Here is a 19,515-nt window from a genome sequence, read left to right on the forward strand (position 1 = left end):
CCGGTGTAGCCGAGGACGGGCATCCGGGCCGCCCGCGCGGCCTGCACCCCGGCGGGGCTGTCCTCGATGACCAGGCACCGCGCGGCCGGCACCCCGCACTCCGCCGCCGCGTGCAGGAACACGTCGGGCGCGGGCTTGCCCTCGGCCACGTCGTCGGCGCTGAAGACGCGTCCCGCGAAGCGGTCCCACAGCCCGGTCGCGGTCAGCGAGTGCCGGATACGGGGGTGGCTTCCGCTGGAGGCGACGCAGTAGGGGGTGCCCCGCTCTTCGAGGGCGTCCAGGACGTCTCGGACGCCGGGCATCGTGTGCGGGGCCGCGTCGAACGCGGCGGCGACCCGGGCGCGGTACTCCACCAGCCAGCTCTCGTCCACGGGCACCGTCGCGTGGGCGCGTACCTGCGCCAGGAGGTACGGCTCCGGAGTGCCCAGGAACATCTCCAGCACGTCCTGGGGGGTGAGCGGCCAGCCCGCTTCGGTCGCCATGGCGGCCACCACCTCGGGTCCGATCCGCTCGGTGTCGACCAGTACGCCGTCGCAGTCGAAGATGACCAGCCGTGCTGCCGCGAGGGCCTGGGCGGGGGAGGGGTCGAGGGGGGCGTTCATGCGGCCCACCCCATCACACCTCGCCTCGGTTGCTCCCGGCGGGCCGAGTGGAGATCCGACCTCTTGGCGCGGGCCCGGCGCCGACTGCTCCCGAGGGCGGAATGCGGACGGAAAAGTGGAGAGAAGCGGAGAGAAAGAGCCCGCCGTCTTGACGAGTGGACCAGACCACTCGAAGCTGACATCCGATCAATCAGCGTCCCAGACAGGTCAGTCGTACGCCCAGCCCGCCAACCGCACGTCGGCACGCCCGCACACCGCACGTCGGCACGCCCGCACACCGTACGCCCACGCACCCGTACCCCACGGAGGCCGTATGTCCGCCGCTGACGGAGTCCGCTTCAGAGTCATCGCCCTCGGTCTGGCCCTGCTCGCCGCAGGGGTCCCGGCGGTGGCGTCCGCCGCCGGCGGGCCAGACGGCGGGAAGGACACGGGTCGCGCCGACGGCGCCGACGCCGCGCTGCCCGCCGTCTCGCCCACCCCGCAGCACGCCGAACGCGCGGGCGGTGACGTCCGCGTTCCCCGCACCGCCGAGATCATCGTCGGCGCACACACCGACGCCGCAGCCCGCGACCTGCTCACCGACGTGCTCAAGGCCGGCGGCGTCCGCTCGCCCGAGGTCCGCGACAAACCCTCGGGACACGCCGGGCTGACGGTCCTGCTGGGCGAGGCGACCAGGGACGACATCGCCGAGGCGCTGCGCGGCACGGCGGCGCCCGACCACGCCGAGGGGTACGCCCTCAGGGTCTCCAGGCAGGGCAAGCGCCACGGCGGCGGCACCGTCGCGCTGGGCGGCACGGACGCGGCCGGGCAGTTCTACGCCGTGCAGACCCTCCGCCAGCTGATCACCGAGCGCCACGGCCCGCGCCGCATCGCGGGCGCCGCCATCAGCGACTACCCGTCGATGCCGCTGCGGGGCACCATCGAGGGGTTCTACGGGCCGCCGTGGACGCAGGAGGAGCGCCTGGACCATGTGCGGTTCCTGGGCGACACCAAGGCGAACACCTATGTGTACGCGCCGAAGGACGACCCCTACCACCGGGAGAAGTGGCGCGAGCCCTACCCGGCGGACAAGCTCGCGGAGTTGGGCGAGCTGGTGGAGGCGGCCCGTGACCACCACGTCCGCTTCACGTTCGCCGTCTCGCCCGGCGCCTCGATCTGCTACTCGGATCCGGAGGACGTCAAGGCCCTGGAGGCGAAGCTCCAGTCGCTCTACGACCTGGGCGTGCGCGACTTCTCCGTCCCGCTGGACGACATCAACTACACGAAGTGGAACTGCGACGGCGACCAGGACAAGTACGGCGCGCCCGGCCGCGCTCCGGCCGCCGAGGCGCAGGCCGACCTCCTCAACACCGTGCAGCGCGGCTTCCTGGCCGAACACGAGGGCACCAGGCCCCTCCAGACGGTGCCCACCGAGTACGGCGACCTGACCGAGACGGCCTACAAGAAGACACTGCGCGAGAAGCTGGACGCCGACGTGGAGGTGATGTGGACCGGCACCGACGTGGTGCCGCCCGAGATCACCAACGAGCAGGCGCAGAAGGCGTCCGAGCTGTTCGGGCGCAAGGTGTTCGTCTGGGACAACTACCCGGTCAACGACTTCGAGCGGACGAAGGGCAGGCTGCTGCTGGCCCCGTACGACAAGCGGGACGCGGGCCTGTCGGAACACACCAGCGGCCTGGTCTCCAACCCCATGAACCAGGCAGGGGCCAGCAAGCTCGCCGTCTTCACGATGTCGGACTTCTCCTGGAACGACGGCGGCTACGACCGCGACCGCTCCGGCGCGCAGGCCGCCGCCTACCTGGCAGGCGGGGACGCGCGCACCGCCGCCGCGGTCCGCACCTTCGTGGACCTCAACCACATGGCTCCCACCTTCGGTGAGGAACCGTGGCAGCCGCAGTCGCCGAGGCTGGCCGCCCGGCTCGACGGCTTCTGGCAGCGCTACGCCGACGACCCGGCAGCCGCCGTCCGCGAGCTGCGGCCCGTCGCCGACGGCATCCGCCGCGCACCCGCCCGCATCCGCGACGGCGTCCAGGACCGCTACTTCCTGCACGACGCGGACCGCTGGCTGGACGCCACCGCGTTGTGGGGCGAGGCCATTCAGGAGGGCCTGCGGGTGCTGACCGCGCTGCGGAACGGCGACGACGAGACGGCCGAGGCCGCCCGCGCGGCCATGGACGAGGCGGCGAAGAAGGCCTCCGCGATCACCGTCGACCCGGACGAGCACCACCAGGTCGGCCCGGTCAAGATCGGCGATCCCTACCTCGCGGACTTCCTGACCGGGGTCCGCGACCAGCAGGACGGCTGAGGCGGCGGAGGCGTGAGGACGGGGCCGGCGGCCCGGGCGGTGCACTCCCCGCCCCGGTCGCCGGCCCACCACCGTTGTCGCTCAGCCGGGCCCTGCCAGCCGTCCCGTCACCCACTCGTGGAACTCCCCGATGTGGTGCTCGCTGGGGACCAGCACGCCGCCGTCGCGGTAGGCGCGGGAGGACATGGCGGGCTGGGTGCGCTCGCAGGCGTCGAAGTCCTGGACGTTGACGCGGTGGAACAGCTCCACCGAGCGGTCCAGGTCGGTGCCCGCCGCCACGACCTCGGGGGCGTAGAGCCAGTCGCACTCCACGACGGTGCGGTCCTCGGCCAGCGGGAACATCCGGTGCCAGATGACGTGGTCGGGCACCAGGTTGACGAAGACCTGCGGGCGTACGGTGATCGCGTAGTAGCGGCGGTCGTGGGCGTCGGGCACACCGGGCAGCCGCGCGAAACCGGCGCTCCCGTCCACCGTGAAGCCCTCGGCCTCGGGGGCGAACTCGGGACCGTGGCCGACGAAGTACTGCGCGGCGAGCCCGTCGGCGAACTCCGGCAGTACCTCGGTCAGTTCGGGGTGGATGGTGGCGCAGTGGTAGCACTCCATGAAGTTCTCGACGATCAGCTTCCAGTTGGCCGCCACGTCGTAGGTGTGCCGCCTGCCCAGCGCCAGCGACTCGATCCCGTAGTGCCCGATGACGTCGCCGCCACCGAGCCGGTCGGCGACGTCCCCCACCACCGTCTCCTCGAACGACGGCGGCTCGGCGGCCAGACACACCCACGCGTACCCCAGCCACTCCCGCAGCGCCACGGTGTGCAGCCCGTACGCGGCGCGGTCCACGTCCGGCATCCGCGTCAGGTTGGGGGCGGCCGTCAGCTTGCCGTCCAGGTCGTACGTCCAGGCGTGGTACGGGCACTGCAGGCTGCGCCGCACCTCGCCCGCCTGCTGGGTGCACAGCCGGGCGCCGCGGTGGCGGCACACGTTGAGGAAGGCCCGCAGCTCTCCGCGCCGGTTGCGGGTGACCAGCACGCTCTCGCGGCCCACCTGGACGGTGCGGTAGGCGCCGGGCTTGTCGAGATCGGCCGAGCGGACGGCGCAGAACCACTCGGTCTCGAAGATGCGTTCCTGCTCGCGCCGGAAGTTCTCCGGATCGGTGTAGCGGTCACCTGGCAGGGTCGCCAGCAGGCTGCCGACGGCGGTCGTCATGGCGTGGTCACTCCCTCGGGCTTCACGGACTGCCTCAGCGGGTCGAAGAGGGCGATCGGATGCTCGGTGGTGCCGGTAAGAGCCAGGTCGGCGACGATCTCGCCGATGACGGGAACGAACTTGAAACCGTGCCCGGAGAAGCCGCACGCCACCGTGACCGAGTCCGGGTGCTCGGGGTGCCGGGACAGCACGAAGTGCTCGTCCGCCGTGGTGGTGTACATGCACGCGACGGCCCTGCGCAGGCTGCCTGGCAGGTCGGGGAGACGGGGCCGCAACTGGGCGGCCATCGCCTCCGCCTCCTGGGGCCGGACCGTGCGGTCCAGCGTCTCCGGGTCGCAGACCGACCCCTTGCGGAAGAAGGCGACCTTGGCGCCGCCGTCCGGGCCCTCGATCGCGGGGAAGCCGTAGATCTGCACCCCGTCGCCGTCCTCCCACACGTAGATGGGATGCCGCCCCGGTGCGAACGCCGCAGTGCCGCCCCGGGGGTGGAACCAGTACATGACCTGCCGCTCGATGGTGAAGCCGACACCGAGATCGGACAGCAGCCGGGGCGCCCACGCGCCGGGGCACACCACCAGGTGCCCCGCCGTGTAGACGCCGTCCGCCGTGTGGACGCGCACGCCCCTGCCGCCCGGCAGCACCTCCCACCGGGTCACCGGCTCCTCGAACCGCAGGTCCGCGCCCGCCTGCTGGGCGAGCTGGACGTGCGCGGTGACCGTGGCCTCCGGACGGACGAAGCCGGCCCGTTCCTCGTACAGGGCGACCTCGTCCGGGCCCGGGGTGAGGGTCGGAAAACGCCGCCGCACCTGGGTGGCGTCCAGTATCTCGTGGGGGAGCCCCCACTGCTCGGCCGACAGCCGGCTGCCGGCCACCGTGCGGCTGTCCGGGCGGCCCAGCATCACCCCTCCGCAGAGGGTGGCCAGGGTGCGTCCCGTGTCGCGCTCCAGCTTGGCGAACAGTTCGTAGGAGCGCAGAAGGAGGGGAACGTAGGCCGGGTCCTCGAAGTAGGACTGGCGGGTGATGCGGGAGCCGCCGTGGCTGGAGCCGCGGTTGTGGGCCGGGCCGAAGCGCTCCAGCCCGAGGACCTGGTGGCCCCGGGCCGCCAGGTGGTAGGCGGCGGCACTGCCCATGCCGCCGAGGCCGATGACGATGACGTCGCGGGTGACTGACACTGCGGGCCTCCTGTTCACGGGCCCCTGCCCCGCCCCTTCCCGTCTCCCGCGGGAAACGGGAAGGGGCGGGGTTGGGGGATCAGCAGCGGATGCGGGCCATCTCCGGGTCGAACAGCGGCTCGGCGGCGACCGTCGCCGCGACCTTCTCGCCGAAGTACTCGACGGACACCGCCGTACCCGGCGCCGCGGCGCCGGCCGGCAGCCACGCGTACGCCACGCACCGCCCCACGCTGTAGCCGTATCCGGCGCTGGTCACGTACCCGGCCACGACCCCGTCGAGGTGGACGGGCTCACTGCCCATGACGACCGCCGCCGGGTCGTCGAGGGTGAGGCAGACCAGCTTGCGTGCCGCGTCACCGCGGGCCGCGAGCGCCTCCAGCCCGACGAAGTCGCCCTTGGACGGGCGGACGGCGAAGGAGACCCCGGCCTCCTCGGGGGTGTGCTCCGTGGTCATGTCGGCACCCCAGGCGCGGTAGCCCTTCTCCAGCCTGAGGCTGTTGAAGGCGCTGCGGCCCGCCGCGATGACGCCGAGCCGCTGCCCGGCCTCCCACAGGGTGTCCCACAGCCGCAGCCCGACGTCGGCGTCCGCGTACAGCTCCCAGCCCAGTTCGCCCACGTAGCTGACCCGCAGCGCGGTGACCGGCACGTGCCCCACGTAGATCTCGCGGGCCTTGAAGTAGCCGAAGGCCTCGTGGGAGAGGTCGGCGGGGGACAGCGGCTGGACCAGATGGCGGGCCAGCGGCCCCCAGACACCGACGCAGCAGGTGCCGGAGGTGATGTCGCGCACCTGCACGCCCTCGGGCGCCCGGCGGATGAGCCAGTCCAGGTCGGCTGGGGTGTTGGCGCCCAGCTGCCAGCGGTCGCGGCCGAGCCTGGCGGCCGTCAGGTCGCTGCGGATGCCGCCTGCCTCGTCCAGTAGCAGGGTGTAGGTGACCGAGCCCGGCCTCTTCTTGAGGTTGTTGGTCGTCATCCGCTGGAGGAAGTCCAGCGAGCCGGGACCCGTGACCTCCAGCCGCCGCAGCGGCGTCATGTCGTAGAGGGCCACCCGCTCGCGGGTGGCCTCGGCCTCCGCCGCGGCGATCGGGGACCAGTGCCGCGCCGACCAGGCGTCGCGCTCGGGAAGCTCCCCTTTCAGGTCCGCGACCAGCGGCGCGTTGGCCTCGTACCAGTGGGGCCGCTCCCAGCCGCCCGACTCCAGGAAGTGGGCGCCCAGTTCCCGCTGGCGCGGGTAGAAGGGGCTGGTGCGCAGCGCCCTGGCCCGCTCGGGCGGCTGGAGGGGGTGGATCACGTCGTAGACCTCGACGAAGCTGCTGACGCCCCGCTCCCGCACGTACGCGGGGGAGCGCTGCGCCTTCTCGAACCGGTGCAGGTCGCACGCGTGCACGTCGACGGTGGTGCGCCCTTCCGTCATCAGCTCGGCGACGGCACGCGCGGCGCCTGCCGAGTGGGTGACCCACACCGCTTCGGCGAGCCAGAACCCGCGCAGGGCGCGGGACTCGCCCAGCAGCGGCATGCCGTCCGGAGTGAAGGAGAAGACGCCGTTGAAGCCCTCCTCCACGCCGGAGGCGGCGAGCCGGGGCAGCATCCGGCGGGTCTCCGTCCAGCTCGGCGCGAAGTCCTCTTCGGTGAAGGGCAGCGAGGACGGCATCACGGGCGCCTCGTCGTACGCCGGCACCGCGTACGGGTCGACGGGCAGCGGGCGGTGCGCATAGGTGCCGATGCCGATGCGTCCGGGGCCGCCGTTGGGGTCGAGGTGTTCGCGGTAGTACAGGTCGTGGTCCTGGTGGCGCAGCAGCGGGCGCACGGCCTCCGCGCCGTCGGGCCGCGCTCCGGTCAGCTCGGGCAGCGGCGCCGTCTTCGCGTACTGGTGCGCGAGCGGCAGCAGCGGGACGTCCACCCCGGCCATGGCGCCGATGACCGGGCCCCAGAAACCGGCCGCGGAGACCACGTGGTCCGCGGGGAAGGTGCCGCGGTCGGTGACGACCCCCGTCACCCGGCCGCGCTCCCGTTCGATGCCGGTGACCGTGTGCCGGTCCAGGAAGCGGGCGCCGCGCGCCTCGGCGCTCCGTATCTGCGCCTGGCAGGCGAGCTGGGCGCGTGCCAGCCCGTCGCCCGGGGTGTGGAAGCCGCCGAGCACGGCATCGGCGTCCAGCAGGGGGAACAGCTCGGCGCACCGGGCGGGCCCCACCAGTTCGCCCTCCACGCCCCAGGCGGCGGCGAGCCCGGCCTTGCGGTGCAGGTCGAGCCAGCGGGTCTCGGTCGTGGCGACCTCCAGCCCGCCGACCGGCAGGAAGCAGGGCTGCCCGTCCACGGCGAGCGAGCTGAACTTCTCGACGGTGTAGCGCGCGTAGTCCGTCATCGCCTTGGAGGTGTTGGTGCGGAAGACGAGTCCGGGCGCGTGCGAGGTGGAGCCGCCGGGCGCCGCCAGCGGGCCCTGTTCGAGGACGGTCACGTCGCGCCAGCCGCGGGCGGTCAGTTCGTCGGCCAGCGAGCAGCCGACGATGCCGGCGCCGATGATGACGACACGGTCCGTGCGCGGGCGTGCGGCGTGCGGGGCGTCGGGGCCGACGGCCGGTTCAGGGATGTTCACAGGACCACCACCGATCGCAGCACCTTGCCGCGCTGCATCCGTTCGAAGGCGACCTCGACCTCGTCCAGCGCGATCGTCTCGGTGACGAAGGCGCCCAGGTCGAGTTTGCCGCTGAGGTAGAGATCGATCAGGACGGGGAAGTCCCTGCTGGGCAGGCAGTCCCCGTACCAGGAGGACTTCAGGGCGCCGCCCCGGGAGAACAGCTCCTGGAACGGCAGCTCGACGGTCACGCCCGGCGCGGGCACCCCGGCCTGGACGAGCACGCCCGCCAGGTCCCGCATGTGGAACCCCTGCAGGTAGGTCTCGGGGCGGCCGACGGCCTCGACGACGAGGTCGGCGCCGTGCCCGCCGGTCAGCTCGCGGACGGCCGCCACCGGGTCCGTGCCGCGGGAGTTGACGCTGTGGCTGGCCCCGAACTGCGTGGCCACGTCCAGCTTGGCGTCGTCGATGTCGACGGCGATCACCCGGCGCGCCCCGGCCAGCGAGGCGGCGGCGATGGCCGCGTTGCCGACACCGCCGCAGCCGATGACGGCGACGGTGTCGCCGTTGGCCACCCCGCCGGTGTGCACGGCCGCGCCCCAGCCGGCCATCACCCCGCAGCCGATGAGCCCGGCGGCCTCGGGGCGCGCCGCCGGATCGACCTTCACGGCCTGCCCGGCGTCGACCAGTGTCTTCTCGGCGAAGGCGCCGATGCCCAGCGCCGGAGTGAGCGGAGTGCCGTCCAGCAGCGTCATCGGCTGCCGGGCGTTGCGCGAGTCGAAGCAGTACCAGGGCCGCCCCTTGCGGCAGGCGCGGCAGCTTCCGCACGGTGCGCGCCAGGCGAGGACGACGAAGTCGCCGGGGCGCGGATCGGTGACGCCGGGGCCCGTCTCCTCGACGATGCCCGCGGCCTCGTGGCCGAGCAGGAACGGGAAGTCATCGCTGACGGCGCCCTCCCGGTAGTGCAGATCGGTGTGGCAGACACCGCATGCCTGGACGGAGACGAGGACCTCTCCGGGCCCTGGGTCCGGTACCAGGACCGGCTGCACCTCGGCCGGGGCGTCCTTCTTCATCGCGATGACAGCGCGGACCTCGTGTGGCATTCCCAGACCTCGCATTGTTGCGTAGTGCACGACTGGTTGCGCTATGGGAGACATAGTGAGAACGCCGTCCGCCGCCGTCAAGAGATGACGATCAGTGATTCCTGACGGGGCGTCATAAATGCGAACTGCGGGCCCGGACGGTGCCGGACCCGCAGTTATGGGAGGTCGGGGCGATGCGAAAAGTGACGCCCCATCAGAAAGTCGTGCGGTCCTCGAGGGTCAGTACGCGTACCCCATGCGGCGGGAGAGGTCCTGCGCCGCGGCCACCGTGCGCTTGGCGACCTCGTGCAGCCGCTCCTCCTCCAGCCGGTAGGAAGGCCCGGACACACTGATCGCCCCGATGACCTTGCCGTCGTGCGCCCGCACCGGCGCCGCCACCGCGTGCAACCCGATCTCCAGCTCGTCACGCGCCGACGCGAAACCGTTCTTGACCACCGACCTCAGCTCCGCGCGCAGCTCCGCGGGCGAGACGACCGTGTGGTCCGTCAGCCGCGGCAACTTCCGGGCCAACACGCTCTCCTGCACCGGCTTGGGCTGGTGCGCCAGCAGCGCCTTCCCGCTGGAGGTGGCGTGCAGCGGCGTCCGTCTGCCCAGCCAGTTCTGGGCGGTCACCGACGACGAACCACGCGCCTGCATGATGTTGACCGCCGCGTCGTCGTCCAGCACCGCGATGTTCGCCGTCTCCCCGGCCTCCTCGGCCAGCTCCCGGCACACCGGCGCACCCTCCTGCGAGATGTCCAGCCGGGAGGCCGCAGCCCCCGCCAGCCTCAGCACCCCGGGGCCCAGGTAGTACTTGCCGCGGTCCTGCTCCTGGGAGACCAGCCCCCTGGCCTCCAGGACCCCCAACAGCCGGAACGCCGTGGACTTGTGGACGCCCAGCTCCTCGGCGATCTCGGTCACCCCCGCGTCGGTGTGGCGGGCGAGAATCTCCAGCACGCTCACCGCGCGGTCGACCGACTGGACAGAAGCAGCCGCTCCTCTGGACTGCCTGCCCGACCCTGTGTCCTCCGTTTTTTCGCTCATCTGCTCAACGTCACCGCCTGGTGGCCTGGTTGGTGGTTCCCGGTTGCCGGCGCGCGTCCGCGCCGCCTCCTCCGTCACGTCCCGGCGGAGGTCGTCGGCGGGTGCTTGACGTGAAGCCTTCCCGCTTGGATTCTGTTGCGCATCACGCTCCATCGTGCGCGATACGGAACTCGGATAGTAGCGAAGTGCATACCCGCACCACCCCGGCCCTCCACAGCCCGGGGGCCGCAGACCCCGCTCGCGAGGTGAATCACAGTGATACCCGTCTGTCGCCTTGAGGACCTGCCCGCCGGTGAGTCCGTCCGCCTCGACCTCGAACCTCCCATCGCCGTCTTCAACGCCGACGGCGAGCTCTACGCCGTCGACGACACCTGCACCCACCAGGACGCGTCCCTCTCCGAAGGCTGGCTCGAGGGCTGTCTGGTCGAATGCCCACTGCACGCGGCTTCATTCGACCTGCGCACCGGCCGCCCCACCTGCCTCCCCGCCCGCAAGGCGGTACGCACCCACGCGGTGAGCGTGCTCGACGGCACCGTGTGGGTACACGTCGAGGCCGACCAGGCCGCACAGCAACCGCAGACCACAACCGCCACACAGGGGAGCGCCGCATGAGGACCATCACCGTGATCGGCGCATCCCTCGCCGGACTCCACACCGCCCTCGCGCTGCGCGCGGAAGGCTACGACGGGCGCCTGGTGATCGTAGGGGAAGAGCACCACAGGCCCTACGACCGCCCTCCGCTCTCCAAGGAATTCCTGACCGGGGCCCTGACCGCCGAGAAACTCTCCCTCGCCGACGCGGAGGAGATCGCCGAACTCGACGCCGACTGGCTGCTGGGCACCCGCGCCGAGGGCCTCGACCCGCCGGCCGGCAGCGTGACGCTGTCCGACGGGCGCACCCTGGCCACCGACGGCGTGGTGATCGCCACCGGGGCCATTCCCCGCACGCTGCCAGGGGAGCCACTGGAGGGCGTCCACACCCTGCGCACCCTCGACGACGCCGCCGCGCTCCGCGAGGATTTGAGCCGCGGACAGGTACGGGTCGTCGTCATCGGAGCCGGCTTCATCGGCGCCGAGGTCGCCTCCTCCTGCGCCACACTCGGGCACAACGTCACCGTCGTCGAGGCCGCGGAAGCGCCACTGCGACCGCAACTCGGCGCCCGCATGGCCGCGTTCTGCGCCGACCTGCACACCGACCACGGCGTCACCCTGCTGACCGGCACGGGCGTGCGCGGGCTGCACGCCGAGGGGACGCCGGGGAGCCGCCGGGGCGGCCGGGTCGGCTGGGTCGAGCTGGCCGACGGCCGGTTCCTGCCCGCCGACGTCGTCCTCGTCGGGATCGGCGTACGCCCGGCCACCGACTGGCTGACAGGATCGGGCCTCGCGCTGGACGACGGAGTCGTCTGCGACGCGGGCGGTGTCACCGCACGGCCCGCCGTGGTGGCGGTCGGCGACGTGGCCCGCACCGCGGGACAGCGGTCCGAACACTGGACGAGCGCCATGGAGTCGGCGACGGTCGCGGCCCGCAACCTCCTGGCCGGCACCACCGTGGAGACGCACACCGCGCTGCCCTACTTCTGGTCCGACCAGTACGGCATCCGCCTCCAGCTGGCGGGCCGACGCGGCCCGGACGACACCGTCCGCCTCGTGGAGGGCGCACCCGAGGACCGCAGCTTCCTCGCCGTCTACGAACACGACGGCACCACCACCGCCGTCCTCGCCGCCAACCGCCCCCGCCCCTTCGCGCGAGCCCGCCGCGAGCTCGCCCGCGAGGGGGGACTGGCCGCGGTGTGAGGACCTCCACCGCATGCCCGTCGCGCGCCCACGAGCCGGCCGGCCGGCTCGTGGGGTGAGCGCTCGGCCGGCTCGTGGGGTGAGCGCTCGGCCGCGCGGCGGTGACGCCTCGCCGCCGAGTGAGGGGCAGCGCCCGCCGCCGTGGTACCGGCCGGCTGTCCTGGGCGCGGTCGGGCGCGTGCGGTGACGCCCCCCCCGGACCTGACGGACGTGCGCACGAGCGGACGTCCGACAGGGGCGGGGGGCGCTCGGCAAAGCGTCAGTTGCCGGCCTGGGCCGGCTGCTTCTCACTCGGGCGGACGATGACGAAGCCCTCACCGTCCAGCCTCAACTGCACGGCCTCCCCCGACCCGCCGCGGATCATCGACCCGAAGCTCTGCGAACGGTGCAGCGAGGTCTGCAACTGGGCGCTCCAGCCCACCACCGCGTCGGTGTCCACGAACACCGGCGCCTGCTGGGACACCGGAATCACGATCGGCGTGCCCTCGCAGATCACTCCGAGCCTGCCCTGACCGGAGAAGACACTGTTGAACAGGCCGCCACCGCTCATCCCCGCGCCCTTGACGACGCCGATCTCGTAGTGGAGACCGGCGTCGAAGCACAGCACGTTGCGGCCGTTGACGGTGAGGGAGTCACCGGGCGCTATGTCGACGACGAAGCAGTTCTCCGCCTCATGCGCGAACCACGCCTCTCCCTGCCCGCTGATCGCCATCAGCGCGAGGCCCTCACCGGTCACCTGCCGCTTGAGGAAGTTGCCGACTCCCTGCCCCTTCTTCTCGAACTTGAGGTTCCCCCGGAAGGCCACCATTGAGCCCTGCCGCGCGTAGCACTCGCCGTTGACGGTGTACTTCACGCACTTGTCGTTCTGCAGCTCCATCCCCGGTGCCGAGGGCGGCTGCGCCATGTTCTTCGAAGCGAAGAGATCACTCTGCATGGCTGTATGTTTCCCCGGAACGCGCCGCTGGGCCAGTCCCGTACGGGCGGGCGCACCCCGCCGGTGCCGGGGGATGCCGCGGAGGTGCACGACTCGGACTACCGTGAGGTCGGCAGCTGGCGTGTGACCGCGGCCTGACGGCGCGGACGAGGCGAAAAGGTGGACGGATGACGACTGCGGGTGCTGACCCCTTGCGGATCGGACACGAGCTCGACGGCGCGGTCGTCACCGTCGACCCCGCTCTCCCCGAACGGGTGCGCGAGGGCGTCGAGAAGACCGTCGGACGTCCGGCGGGTACCGGCCGGGGGCCCCGGGTCCACGTCGGCCCCCACTTCCCCGAGCTCGCCGAGGGGGAGCGGCTCTTGTGGGTGCACAGCACCAACGCGGGCGTCGACGCCCTGCTGAAGGCCCGTACCCCCTGGCCGCGCGAGGTGCTGCTGACCCGCACGGTCGGACGCATGGGGGAGCGGATCGGACAGTACGTCCTGGCGTGGGTGCTGGCCGAACTCCAGGACGTGCCCGGGTTCCTGGACCAGCACGCCCGCCGCACCTGGAACCGGCGGCCCACCGAACTGGCCGACGGGGCGCTCGCTGTCGTCCTCGGAGCCGGCCGTATCGGCACCGCCATCGGGACCGCGCTGCAACAGTGCGGTGTCCACACGGTCGGGGTGGCGCGCAGCCCACGCGAGATGCCAGGCTTCGACAGCGTAGTTCCGCTGGGTGTCCCCGAAGAACCCGGTGGCGGCCCGTCGCCGGAACTGACCCACGTGCTGGCGAAGGCCCGGTGGGTGGTCAACGCGCTGCCCCTCACGCCCCAGACCCGCGGCCTGGTGGGCGCGGGTCTCCTCGGGGCGCTGCGTGGTGCCACGTTCATCAACGTCGGCCGGGGGGAGACCGTCCTGACCGACGCACTCGCCCACGCCCTCGACGAGGGCAAGGTCGGGCACGCCGTTCTCGACGTCCTTCCGAAGGAGCCGGCGCCGCCCGCAGACCCGGCCTGGGACCTCCCTCGCACCACCCTCACCTGCCACTCCGCCGGGCCGACGACGCACGAGGACGTCACCGCCGATTTCCGTGCCGCGTGGCAGGCCCTGCGCGCGGGCGAACTCCCCGCCCTGACCGTCCGGGTGTCGGCCGGATACTGAGAGCTCCCCACAGAGCCCCAGAAGGCGGCGGACGCACGGGAGCCCTCAACGAAAGTCAGAGGAGTGGCCTGCCGATCGTCGGTGCCCGGCACACCCGCGGCCTTCCTACGCTCCCGTTCATGATCCACCACTTCCACCGCCGTACGGCGCTCGCCGCTCTCCTCTCCGCCTGTCTGCTCACCCCGGCCGCCGTGGCCTGCGCCCCCGCGAGCGCCTCGCAGGCGGCCGGCTCCGCCCCGACCGCGCCCGCTTCCGGCAAGCAACAGGGCGCGCCTTTGTACCTGCCCCGCCCCACCGGCCCGTACGGGGTCGGCGGCGAGACGCTGCACCTGTCCGACACGGCGCGCCGCGACCCCTGGGTGCCCTCGGCGGGGGACCGCCAGGTCATGGTCTCCCTCCGCTACCCGGCGCGGCACCGAAGCGGTGGCGGTGAGCGGATGCCGTACATGTCGGCCAAGGAAGCGGGGCTTCTCCTCGCAGGGCAGAAGCTGGACAAGCGTCTGGAAGCCGAGCAGCTCGCCTCCGCGCGCACCCACACGAGGGAGGGTGCACGTCCGGCCGAGGGCCGGCACCCGCTGATCCTGCTGTCACCCGGCTTCACCCTGCACCGCGCCACCCTCAGCGTGCTGGCGGAAGACCTGGCCTCGCACGGCTACGTGGTCGCGCTCGTCGACCACGCGTACGAGTCCTTCGGCTCGACGTTCCCCCACGGCGACAGCTCACGCACCCTGGCCTGCGTCGCCTGCGAGACGGTCGAGAAGGCGCCCGACGACGACGGGGAGAAGAAGATCTTGGCGCGGGCCGCACGCACCAGGGCGGCGGACCTCTCCTTCGTCGTCGACGCACTGACCCGGAAGACGGGGCGGGGCGACGCCGCCCGCCGCGACTACAGCCGTCTCATCGACCCCGGCCGCATCGGGGCCGCGGGGCACTCGCTGGGCGGCAACGCGGCGGCCGTGGCAACCGGTACGGACCACCGCGTGCGCGCCGCGGCGAACCTCGACGGCAGCTTCTTCGCGCCCGTGCCCCGCGCCGGAACGGCCCGGCCCCTCCTGATGCTCGGCACCCGCGAAGGCCACACCCCGCAGGCCGAAGACCGCACCTGGCCGCGCCAGTGGACCCGCCTCCACGGCTGGAAGCGCTGGCTGACGGTCGCCGGCGCCGGACACTTCTCCTTCAACGACCTCCCCGTCCTGGGCGGCCTGCTGGGAATGAGCGACCCGTCGGCCCCGCTGCCCGGCAAGCGGTGCCGTGAGATCACCACCGACTACGTCACCGCGTTCTTCGACCACCACCTCCGCGGCCAGAACCGCCCCCTCCTGAACGCCCCCACGGGGACCAACCCGGAAGTCACCTTCCACCACCCGTGACCGGGTCCAGGCACCGACCGCCTCTACGGTGGGGGGCCCGGCCGCGTGCTGGTGGGCACGCACGAGCGTGGAGTCCGGGCCAACGATCAATGGTTTGAACGAAACACCCTAGCCTGTTTCCACGACCGCATCCGGCGTCGTCCCCTGCTGGGCCTGTTTGGCTCGCTGGATACACATCCGGGTGAAGGCGAAGACTTCGTCGGTGTGATCGGCAGGGTTGACAATGTCGGTCGCCGCCGATTGGCACGTGATGGTGCCGATCCGGGCCGCAGCGATCATCCCCACCAGATGGTCGGATGGGGTGTCGTCGATGAACGCCATGCTGTCGTCACCGGCCTTCGGCATCGCCAGGGACTCGCTGAACTGATCGATATCCCATGAGGAGAGGAGGTCGGAGCTGTTGAGTGTCTTCGAGGCCGAGGTCGCGCTCTCGTAAAATTCCATTACCAGGGTTATGCCGTAGTCAGGCCCTTCAAGCTCTATGCCGGCTTCGAGCGGTGGATCGTCCGGGTTTTCAGCGCCGAGCACTGTGGGTTCGGCTGCCGTCCATCCCGAGGGCAGAGCAGATGAGTCCGGCAGGGCAGCCTTCGCGGTGCTCCTGGTCCTGATGGGCTCCAGTTTGGCCCCGTTTTCGGACGCCGGGTCAGTGCTCGCGTCGGTGGAGCGCGTGGATGGCGCATTCTCGACTCTGATCGTTCGCACGGTGCCGTACACGCCAAAGGCAAGTAATAAGGCAAGCACGATGACGGTAGCGATAAGAGAAAGGTATGCACCGCGTGACTTCGTGAGCGTCAGCGGGCCGATGTTGATGGTGCCTTTCACCGTGCTGCTGCTGACGTTGACCGTCTGAACGGTCATGTCCTTACCCGCGTGGAGCGCGGTATGCGTCACGGCGGCTCCCAGCCGCGCCGCAAAGTCCGGATCGTCGGCGAGAGCTCTCGTCAGGACCGTCCGCACCTCGCTTTCCGCCTCAGGTGACCCAGGCTCCTGATCGAACCCCAGCAGTGCCGCGCGACCTTCTGAGGACCCCCCAAGCCGGTCCCTGACCAGTCGGGATACCTCCTCACCGGCTGCCGTTCCCACACTGCTTCCCGCGCCGGTGGCCAGGCCGCTGATCGTCTGCATGACGATCGATGCCAGGTCAGCTGTTTCCATGCGTACCCTCCACCCGTATGACAGCCGTGGTCGGTAAGGGCTTTACCCCTTCCTGTTCGACTTGACCACCACTGAGCACTGCCCACCCTGAAGTTGCAGGTCACGAGTCTTGTGTAAGCAGTCACGAGTCTTGTGTACGGAAGGTTCGGAATGCTCGTCATTCGAGGCTGTCCTGACCCGCCTGGGCGTGCCTCGCCGACGGGGACGTCCCCGCATCCGGCCTGATGCCGTGCTGGCCGGCAAGGCCTCCGCTTTACCCGAAAGAGCCGTAGGTGACAGCTGAGACCGGCGGCGAGGCTGAGAAGGGTCAGGTAAGGATAGGAATGGCTTGATTGTGAGAGTGAGGTGCTGTTTGACCCAGGTGATGAGCCGACCGGCGGCATAGGATCGGAAGGGCCGTAGTCCGGTGGCCGGGAAGTCCGGTGGGTCAGCGGCTGCCGTGGGCGCCGTCGAGTGGCGGGGCGCCTGGGCGCGGGTCGCGCAACCCGGAACAGGGGACGGGGGAGGCAGGGACGATGGGCGAACACGACGACGCCGGCAAGAAGATGGTGGACAGCCCGCTGTACGCGGATGTGGAGGAGCTGCGCCGCAGCGTGGCCTCCCAGCACGACCACATCGCCACCACCTTGGACCGGGCGGCGCAGGACATGGGCGGCGGCGGAGTCTGGGAGGGTCCGACGGCGAAGACGTTCGCCTCGGAGATCGACGGGCGCAAGCGCGACGTTCACCGGCTGGCCGACGAGATCGTGGAAGCGGTCGACGCGGTGCTGCGGAGCACCCCGACACAGGTGACGCTCGCCCAGGCCCAGGCCTACCGCCGTATGCGGTGACGGGGCCGGTCCCGGGCGGACGGTGTCAAGAGGGCCGAACCGAGCGCGCCGAACCGAGGCGCCGAACCGAATGAGCCGAACAGAGCAGGCCGTATCGAATGAGCCGTACCGAGTGGGTCGTGTGAGGGGGAGACGAGGATGAGCACTCCGCCGCCGGGGGGCGGGCCGGGATCGGGTACGTTCAGCGGGATCGACCCGGGGCGGCTCAAGGGCATGATCGATTCACTGGGCGACGCCGCGCATATCCTCAAGAGCGCGAACGGCTGGAACAGCCGATTCGCCGAGCACGGTGTGGACACCGGCGGTCTGACCCGCCTGGTGGGCGTCGGCGCCTGGGTGGAAGGGCAGCTCCCCTCCCTCAAACGCCGGTTCGACCTGGCCGCCGCCTACGAGCGCAACCATCCGGAACCGGGCCGCAAGATGGTGCAGATCCCGGACACCTTCCGCTCCCTCCAAGAGGCGCAGCGCCTCGGGAGGGAGCTGGCCGGCCGGTTGAACGGCGTCAACCGCACCGACGAGGGAGGTGCGCAGGAGATCCACCGGATCGCCGGTGAGCTGGCGCGCTACCGGGACGCCCCCGAGCTCTTGGCGGCCTTCTACGCTTCCGTGAGACCCAACTGGCTGTCCCAGCTACCGACATACATGAACCAGTCGGCCAGCACCACCGCGAGCGGGGACCTCAAGATCTTCAGCCAGGCCCTCGGCACGGCGACCAGCGCCAAGTTCCTCTCGACACCCGGCTTCGACAAGGTCAACCAGTTGATGCTCCACCCCTCGGAGCACCCCTCGGACGCCTGGGGCCGCCTCGCGCTGATGCAGTATGGGCACTTCCCCACCGAATATGTCAAAACGGCCGCGAAGAACCTCGCGCTGGACCGGTTCGACAAGGACCCAGAGGGTACGGACTGGCGTGGCAGCCACATGCCCGAAGCCTCCACGTACGGCTTGTCCGAGGACACCCTGGCTCTTGCGCTCAACCTGCTCGGCAAGGACGGTGCCGCGGCACGGCAAGTGCTCAACGGTATGCAGCACGGCGACATCAAGAAGACCTACGACCTCTTCCTCAACTACGCCAAGGGTTACGGCACCGGGGACCAGGTCGCCGCGGGGCTGGGCAAGGCCGTCGAGGCGGGCTCGGGGGTGGGGACGGAGGAGCCGGGCCATCACAGCCTGGAAGCGTCGCGGTTCGCTTTCAACGCCATGACCCACCTGGGCGACAAGGGCAAGGACATCCCCCCGCCTATGAAGGTTTCCATGGGGAGCCTGGGGACTTCCTACCTCCACGAGTTGACCAGCGGGGCCAGGGACGACGACGCGCCCTACCGGCAGTCCGGCATGGGAAGGCCGCCCAACTGGACTGATCTGCCGGGGCTCACGCCGTCGTTCTACCTGAGCCCCCAGGACACCGACCAGTTTTTGTCGACGTTCGCCGGCAGTGACCCGGCGACCGAGGTTTTCGACCGTGCGGCGGGCGCGTTCAGCGACCAGGCGATCAGGGCGGCGGCCAAGCGGGATGCCGACGCGGTGAATGCCGGTCACGCCGACCCGAGGTGGATGACCCGCGTCTCCCGTGCCTTCGGCAGGCTGGCCGCGTCCGAGTACCGGGCGCAGGTCACGGCGGGGAAGGACATGGACAAGCAGGAGGCCTCGGTCCGCGGCGTGCTCAAGGATGTGATCTCGCTGGGGCTGGGGGAGGTGCCGTTCGCCTCGAAGACCGGCGAGTACATCTGGAAGGGCGCGCAGTTCGCCTTCGGCAAGTGGGCGCTGGACCCCTGGCAGCAGGGCGACAATCCGCACGAGAAGGAAGTCACGCAGGAGTACGCGAACTACGACCGGATGCAGCGCTTCCGGATGACGCAGTACCTCTACGATTCGGGCTACCCGGTGCAGCCGCCTCCACCGAAGGAAGTCCTCAACCCCGACGGCACCCTCAAGTCCTTCCAGCAGCTCCACCACGAGGCCCAGCAGGAGGGCGGCAAGGACCCCAACGCAGCCTTTCAGCGGAAGCTTCAGTTGCTCACCGACTGGGCGGACTCCACGGCGAGCCGGGACAACGACAGGTTCGACAACAAGGTCGACGACGCGGCCGAGGCGGCGGGCCGCACCACCGGCGGCAGCACGCCGCCAGTCCCACCCAACTAGTCCGGCAACGGTCACCTGACCACCAGTCACCGCAAACACCGTTGCGGTTCCAGTCGTGTTCGTCATGAGCCAGGCCAGTGGTCTGGAGGTTCGTCAGTCCCTCAGGCGTTGGATGCGGCGGGCGTGGTGGGTGTGGGTGGTGAGCATGTCGCGGGTCCGGGTGTGGGGG

General features: G+C 71.2%; 16 protein-coding genes. 8 read left to right on the plus strand and 8 right to left on the minus strand.

The features are described from left to right. The coding region (locus tag AB8Z75_RS15505) for an HAD family hydrolase (protein ID WP_369202260.1) at window positions 1–602 on the minus strand (602 nt) is incomplete at its 3' end. A 313-nt stretch (window positions 603–915) separates the two neighbouring features. On the opposite strand from AB8Z75_RS15505, the gene AB8Z75_RS15510 reads away from it, so the two are divergent. Further along, the gene (locus AB8Z75_RS15510; protein WP_369202262.1) at window positions 916–2,907 is read left to right on the plus strand and encodes a beta-N-acetylglucosaminidase domain-containing protein; all 1,992 of its coding nucleotides are present in this window, start codon (window positions 916–918) and stop codon (window positions 2,905–2,907) included. A gap of 81 nt (window positions 2,908–2,988) precedes the next feature. On the opposite strand, the gene AB8Z75_RS15515 is transcribed toward AB8Z75_RS15510, so the two are convergent. From AB8Z75_RS15515 to AB8Z75_RS15535, 5 genes are all read right to left on the minus strand, one after another. Next, window positions 2,989–4,110, minus strand: coding sequence for an aromatic ring-hydroxylating dioxygenase subunit alpha (locus AB8Z75_RS15515; protein ID WP_369202264.1), 1,122 nt, complete (start codon window positions 4,108–4,110; stop codon window positions 2,989–2,991). Continuing rightward, the gene (solA, locus tag AB8Z75_RS15520; protein WP_369202266.1) at window positions 4,107–5,282 is read right to left on the minus strand and encodes an N-methyl-L-tryptophan oxidase; all 1,176 of its coding nucleotides are present in this window, start codon (window positions 5,280–5,282) and stop codon (window positions 4,107–4,109) included. The genes AB8Z75_RS15515 and solA overlap by 4 nt, the downstream gene beginning before the upstream one ends. A 79-nt stretch (window positions 5,283–5,361) precedes the next feature. Then, entirely contained in the window at window positions 5,362–7,866 is a 2,505-nt protein-coding gene (locus tag AB8Z75_RS15525) for an FAD-dependent oxidoreductase (RefSeq protein WP_369202291.1), read from the minus strand. 2 nt (window positions 7,867–7,868) lie between these two features. Next, window positions 7,869–8,954: an S-(hydroxymethyl)mycothiol dehydrogenase gene (locus AB8Z75_RS15530; RefSeq protein ID WP_369202267.1), complete on the minus strand. Its 1,086-nt coding sequence runs from the start codon at window positions 8,952–8,954 to the stop codon at window positions 7,869–7,871. A 219-nt stretch (window positions 8,955–9,173) separates the two neighbouring features. Further along, window positions 9,174–9,977 (minus strand): IclR family transcriptional regulator, encoded by an 804-nt coding sequence (locus AB8Z75_RS15535; RefSeq protein ID WP_369202269.1) that lies wholly within the window; start codon window positions 9,975–9,977, stop codon window positions 9,174–9,176. 255 nt (window positions 9,978–10,232) lie between these two features. Here AB8Z75_RS15535 and AB8Z75_RS15540 point away from each other — a divergent pair, with 255 nt between their 5' ends. Together AB8Z75_RS15540 and AB8Z75_RS15545 are read left to right on the plus strand one after the other, a co-directional pair. Then, a complete protein-coding gene (locus AB8Z75_RS15540; RefSeq protein ID WP_369202271.1) occupies window positions 10,233–10,589 on the plus strand; it encodes a bifunctional 3-phenylpropionate/cinnamic acid dioxygenase ferredoxin subunit in 357 nt (118 codons plus the stop codon). Next, entirely contained in the window at window positions 10,586–11,770 is a 1,185-nt protein-coding gene (locus AB8Z75_RS15545; protein ID WP_369202273.1) for an NAD(P)/FAD-dependent oxidoreductase, read from the plus strand. Before AB8Z75_RS15540 ends, AB8Z75_RS15545 begins: the two co-directional genes overlap by 4 nt. A gap of 259 nt (window positions 11,771–12,029) precedes the next feature. Here the strand turns inward: AB8Z75_RS15545 and AB8Z75_RS15550 are convergent, their stop codons facing one another. Beyond that, entirely contained in the window at window positions 12,030–12,704 is a 675-nt protein-coding gene (locus tag AB8Z75_RS15550; RefSeq protein ID WP_369202275.1) for an AIM24 family protein, read from the minus strand. Between the two features lie 6 nt (window positions 12,705–12,710). On the opposite strand from AB8Z75_RS15550, the gene AB8Z75_RS15555 reads away from it, so the two are divergent. The 3 genes from AB8Z75_RS15555 (at window position 12,711) to AB8Z75_RS15565 (ending at window position 15,219) form a co-directional block, all read left to right on the plus strand. Continuing rightward, window positions 12,711–12,842 carry a hypothetical protein gene (locus AB8Z75_RS15555; protein ID WP_369202277.1) on the plus strand — a complete coding sequence of 44 codons (132 nt, stop codon included), beginning with the start codon at window positions 12,711–12,713 and terminating at the stop codon, window positions 12,840–12,842. Between the two features lie 29 nt (window positions 12,843–12,871). Next, entirely contained in the window at window positions 12,872–13,849 is a 978-nt protein-coding gene (locus AB8Z75_RS15560; protein WP_369202279.1) for an NAD(P)-dependent oxidoreductase, read from the plus strand. A gap of 119 nt (window positions 13,850–13,968) precedes the next feature. After that, entirely contained in the window at window positions 13,969–15,219 is a 1,251-nt protein-coding gene (locus AB8Z75_RS15565; protein ID WP_369202283.1) for an alpha/beta hydrolase family protein, read from the plus strand. A 108-nt stretch (window positions 15,220–15,327) separates the two neighbouring features. On the opposite strand, the gene AB8Z75_RS15570 is transcribed toward AB8Z75_RS15565, so the two are convergent. Continuing rightward, window positions 15,328–16,374, minus strand: a complete 1,047-nt coding sequence (locus tag AB8Z75_RS15570; protein ID WP_369202285.1) for a hypothetical protein — start codon at window positions 16,372–16,374, stop codon at window positions 15,328–15,330. 515 nt (window positions 16,375–16,889) lie between these two features. Between AB8Z75_RS15570 and AB8Z75_RS15575 the strand changes: the two genes are divergently transcribed. Both AB8Z75_RS15575 and AB8Z75_RS15580 read left to right on the plus strand, forming a co-directional pair. Next, window positions 16,890–17,204, plus strand: coding sequence for a hypothetical protein (locus AB8Z75_RS15575; protein WP_369202287.1), 315 nt, complete (start codon window positions 16,890–16,892; stop codon window positions 17,202–17,204). 138 nt (window positions 17,205–17,342) lie between these two features. Further along, window positions 17,343–19,346, plus strand: a complete 2,004-nt coding sequence (locus tag AB8Z75_RS15580; RefSeq protein WP_369202289.1) for a hypothetical protein — start codon at window positions 17,343–17,345, stop codon at window positions 19,344–19,346. Window positions 19,347–19,515 lie beyond the last annotated feature (169 nt).

Source organism: Streptomyces sp. PU-14G (assembly GCF_041028275.1).
GTDB lineage: Bacteria > Actinomycetota > Actinomycetes > Streptomycetales > Streptomycetaceae > Streptomyces.

What these genes read in the sequence shown, in the direction of transcription:
- AB8Z75_RS15510 (WP_369202262.1), top strand. Translation starts at nt 916, where the DNA reads ATGTCCGCCGCTGACGGAGTCCGCTTCAGAGTCATCGCCCTCGGTCTG.
- AB8Z75_RS15515 (WP_369202264.1), bottom strand. Translation starts at nt 4,110, where the DNA reads ATGACGACCGCCGTCGGCAGCCTGCTGGCGACCCTGCCAGGTGACCGC.
- AB8Z75_RS15530 (WP_369202267.1), bottom strand. Translation starts at nt 8,954, where the DNA reads ATGCCACACGAGGTCCGCGCTGTCATCGCGATGAAGAAGGACGCCCCG.
- AB8Z75_RS15535 (WP_369202269.1), bottom strand. Translation starts at nt 9,977, where the DNA reads ATGAGCGAAAAAACGGAGGACACAGGGTCGGGCAGGCAGTCCAGAGGA.
- AB8Z75_RS15545 (WP_369202273.1), top strand. Translation starts at nt 10,586, where the DNA reads ATGAGGACCATCACCGTGATCGGCGCATCCCTCGCCGGACTCCACACC.
- AB8Z75_RS15550 (WP_369202275.1), bottom strand. Translation starts at nt 12,704, where the DNA reads ATGCAGAGTGATCTCTTCGCTTCGAAGAACATGGCGCAGCCGCCCTCG.
- AB8Z75_RS15555 (WP_369202277.1), top strand. Translation starts at nt 12,711, where the DNA reads ATGTTTCCCCGGAACGCGCCGCTGGGCCAGTCCCGTACGGGCGGGCGC.
- AB8Z75_RS15560 (WP_369202279.1), top strand. Translation starts at nt 12,872, where the DNA reads ATGACGACTGCGGGTGCTGACCCCTTGCGGATCGGACACGAGCTCGAC.
- AB8Z75_RS15565 (WP_369202283.1), top strand. Translation starts at nt 13,969, where the DNA reads ATGATCCACCACTTCCACCGCCGTACGGCGCTCGCCGCTCTCCTCTCC.
- AB8Z75_RS15570 (WP_369202285.1), bottom strand. Translation starts at nt 16,374, where the DNA reads ATGGAAACAGCTGACCTGGCATCGATCGTCATGCAGACGATCAGCGGC.
- AB8Z75_RS15575 (WP_369202287.1), top strand. Translation starts at nt 16,890, where the DNA reads ATGGGCGAACACGACGACGCCGGCAAGAAGATGGTGGACAGCCCGCTG.
- AB8Z75_RS15580 (WP_369202289.1), top strand. Translation starts at nt 17,343, where the DNA reads ATGAGCACTCCGCCGCCGGGGGGCGGGCCGGGATCGGGTACGTTCAGC.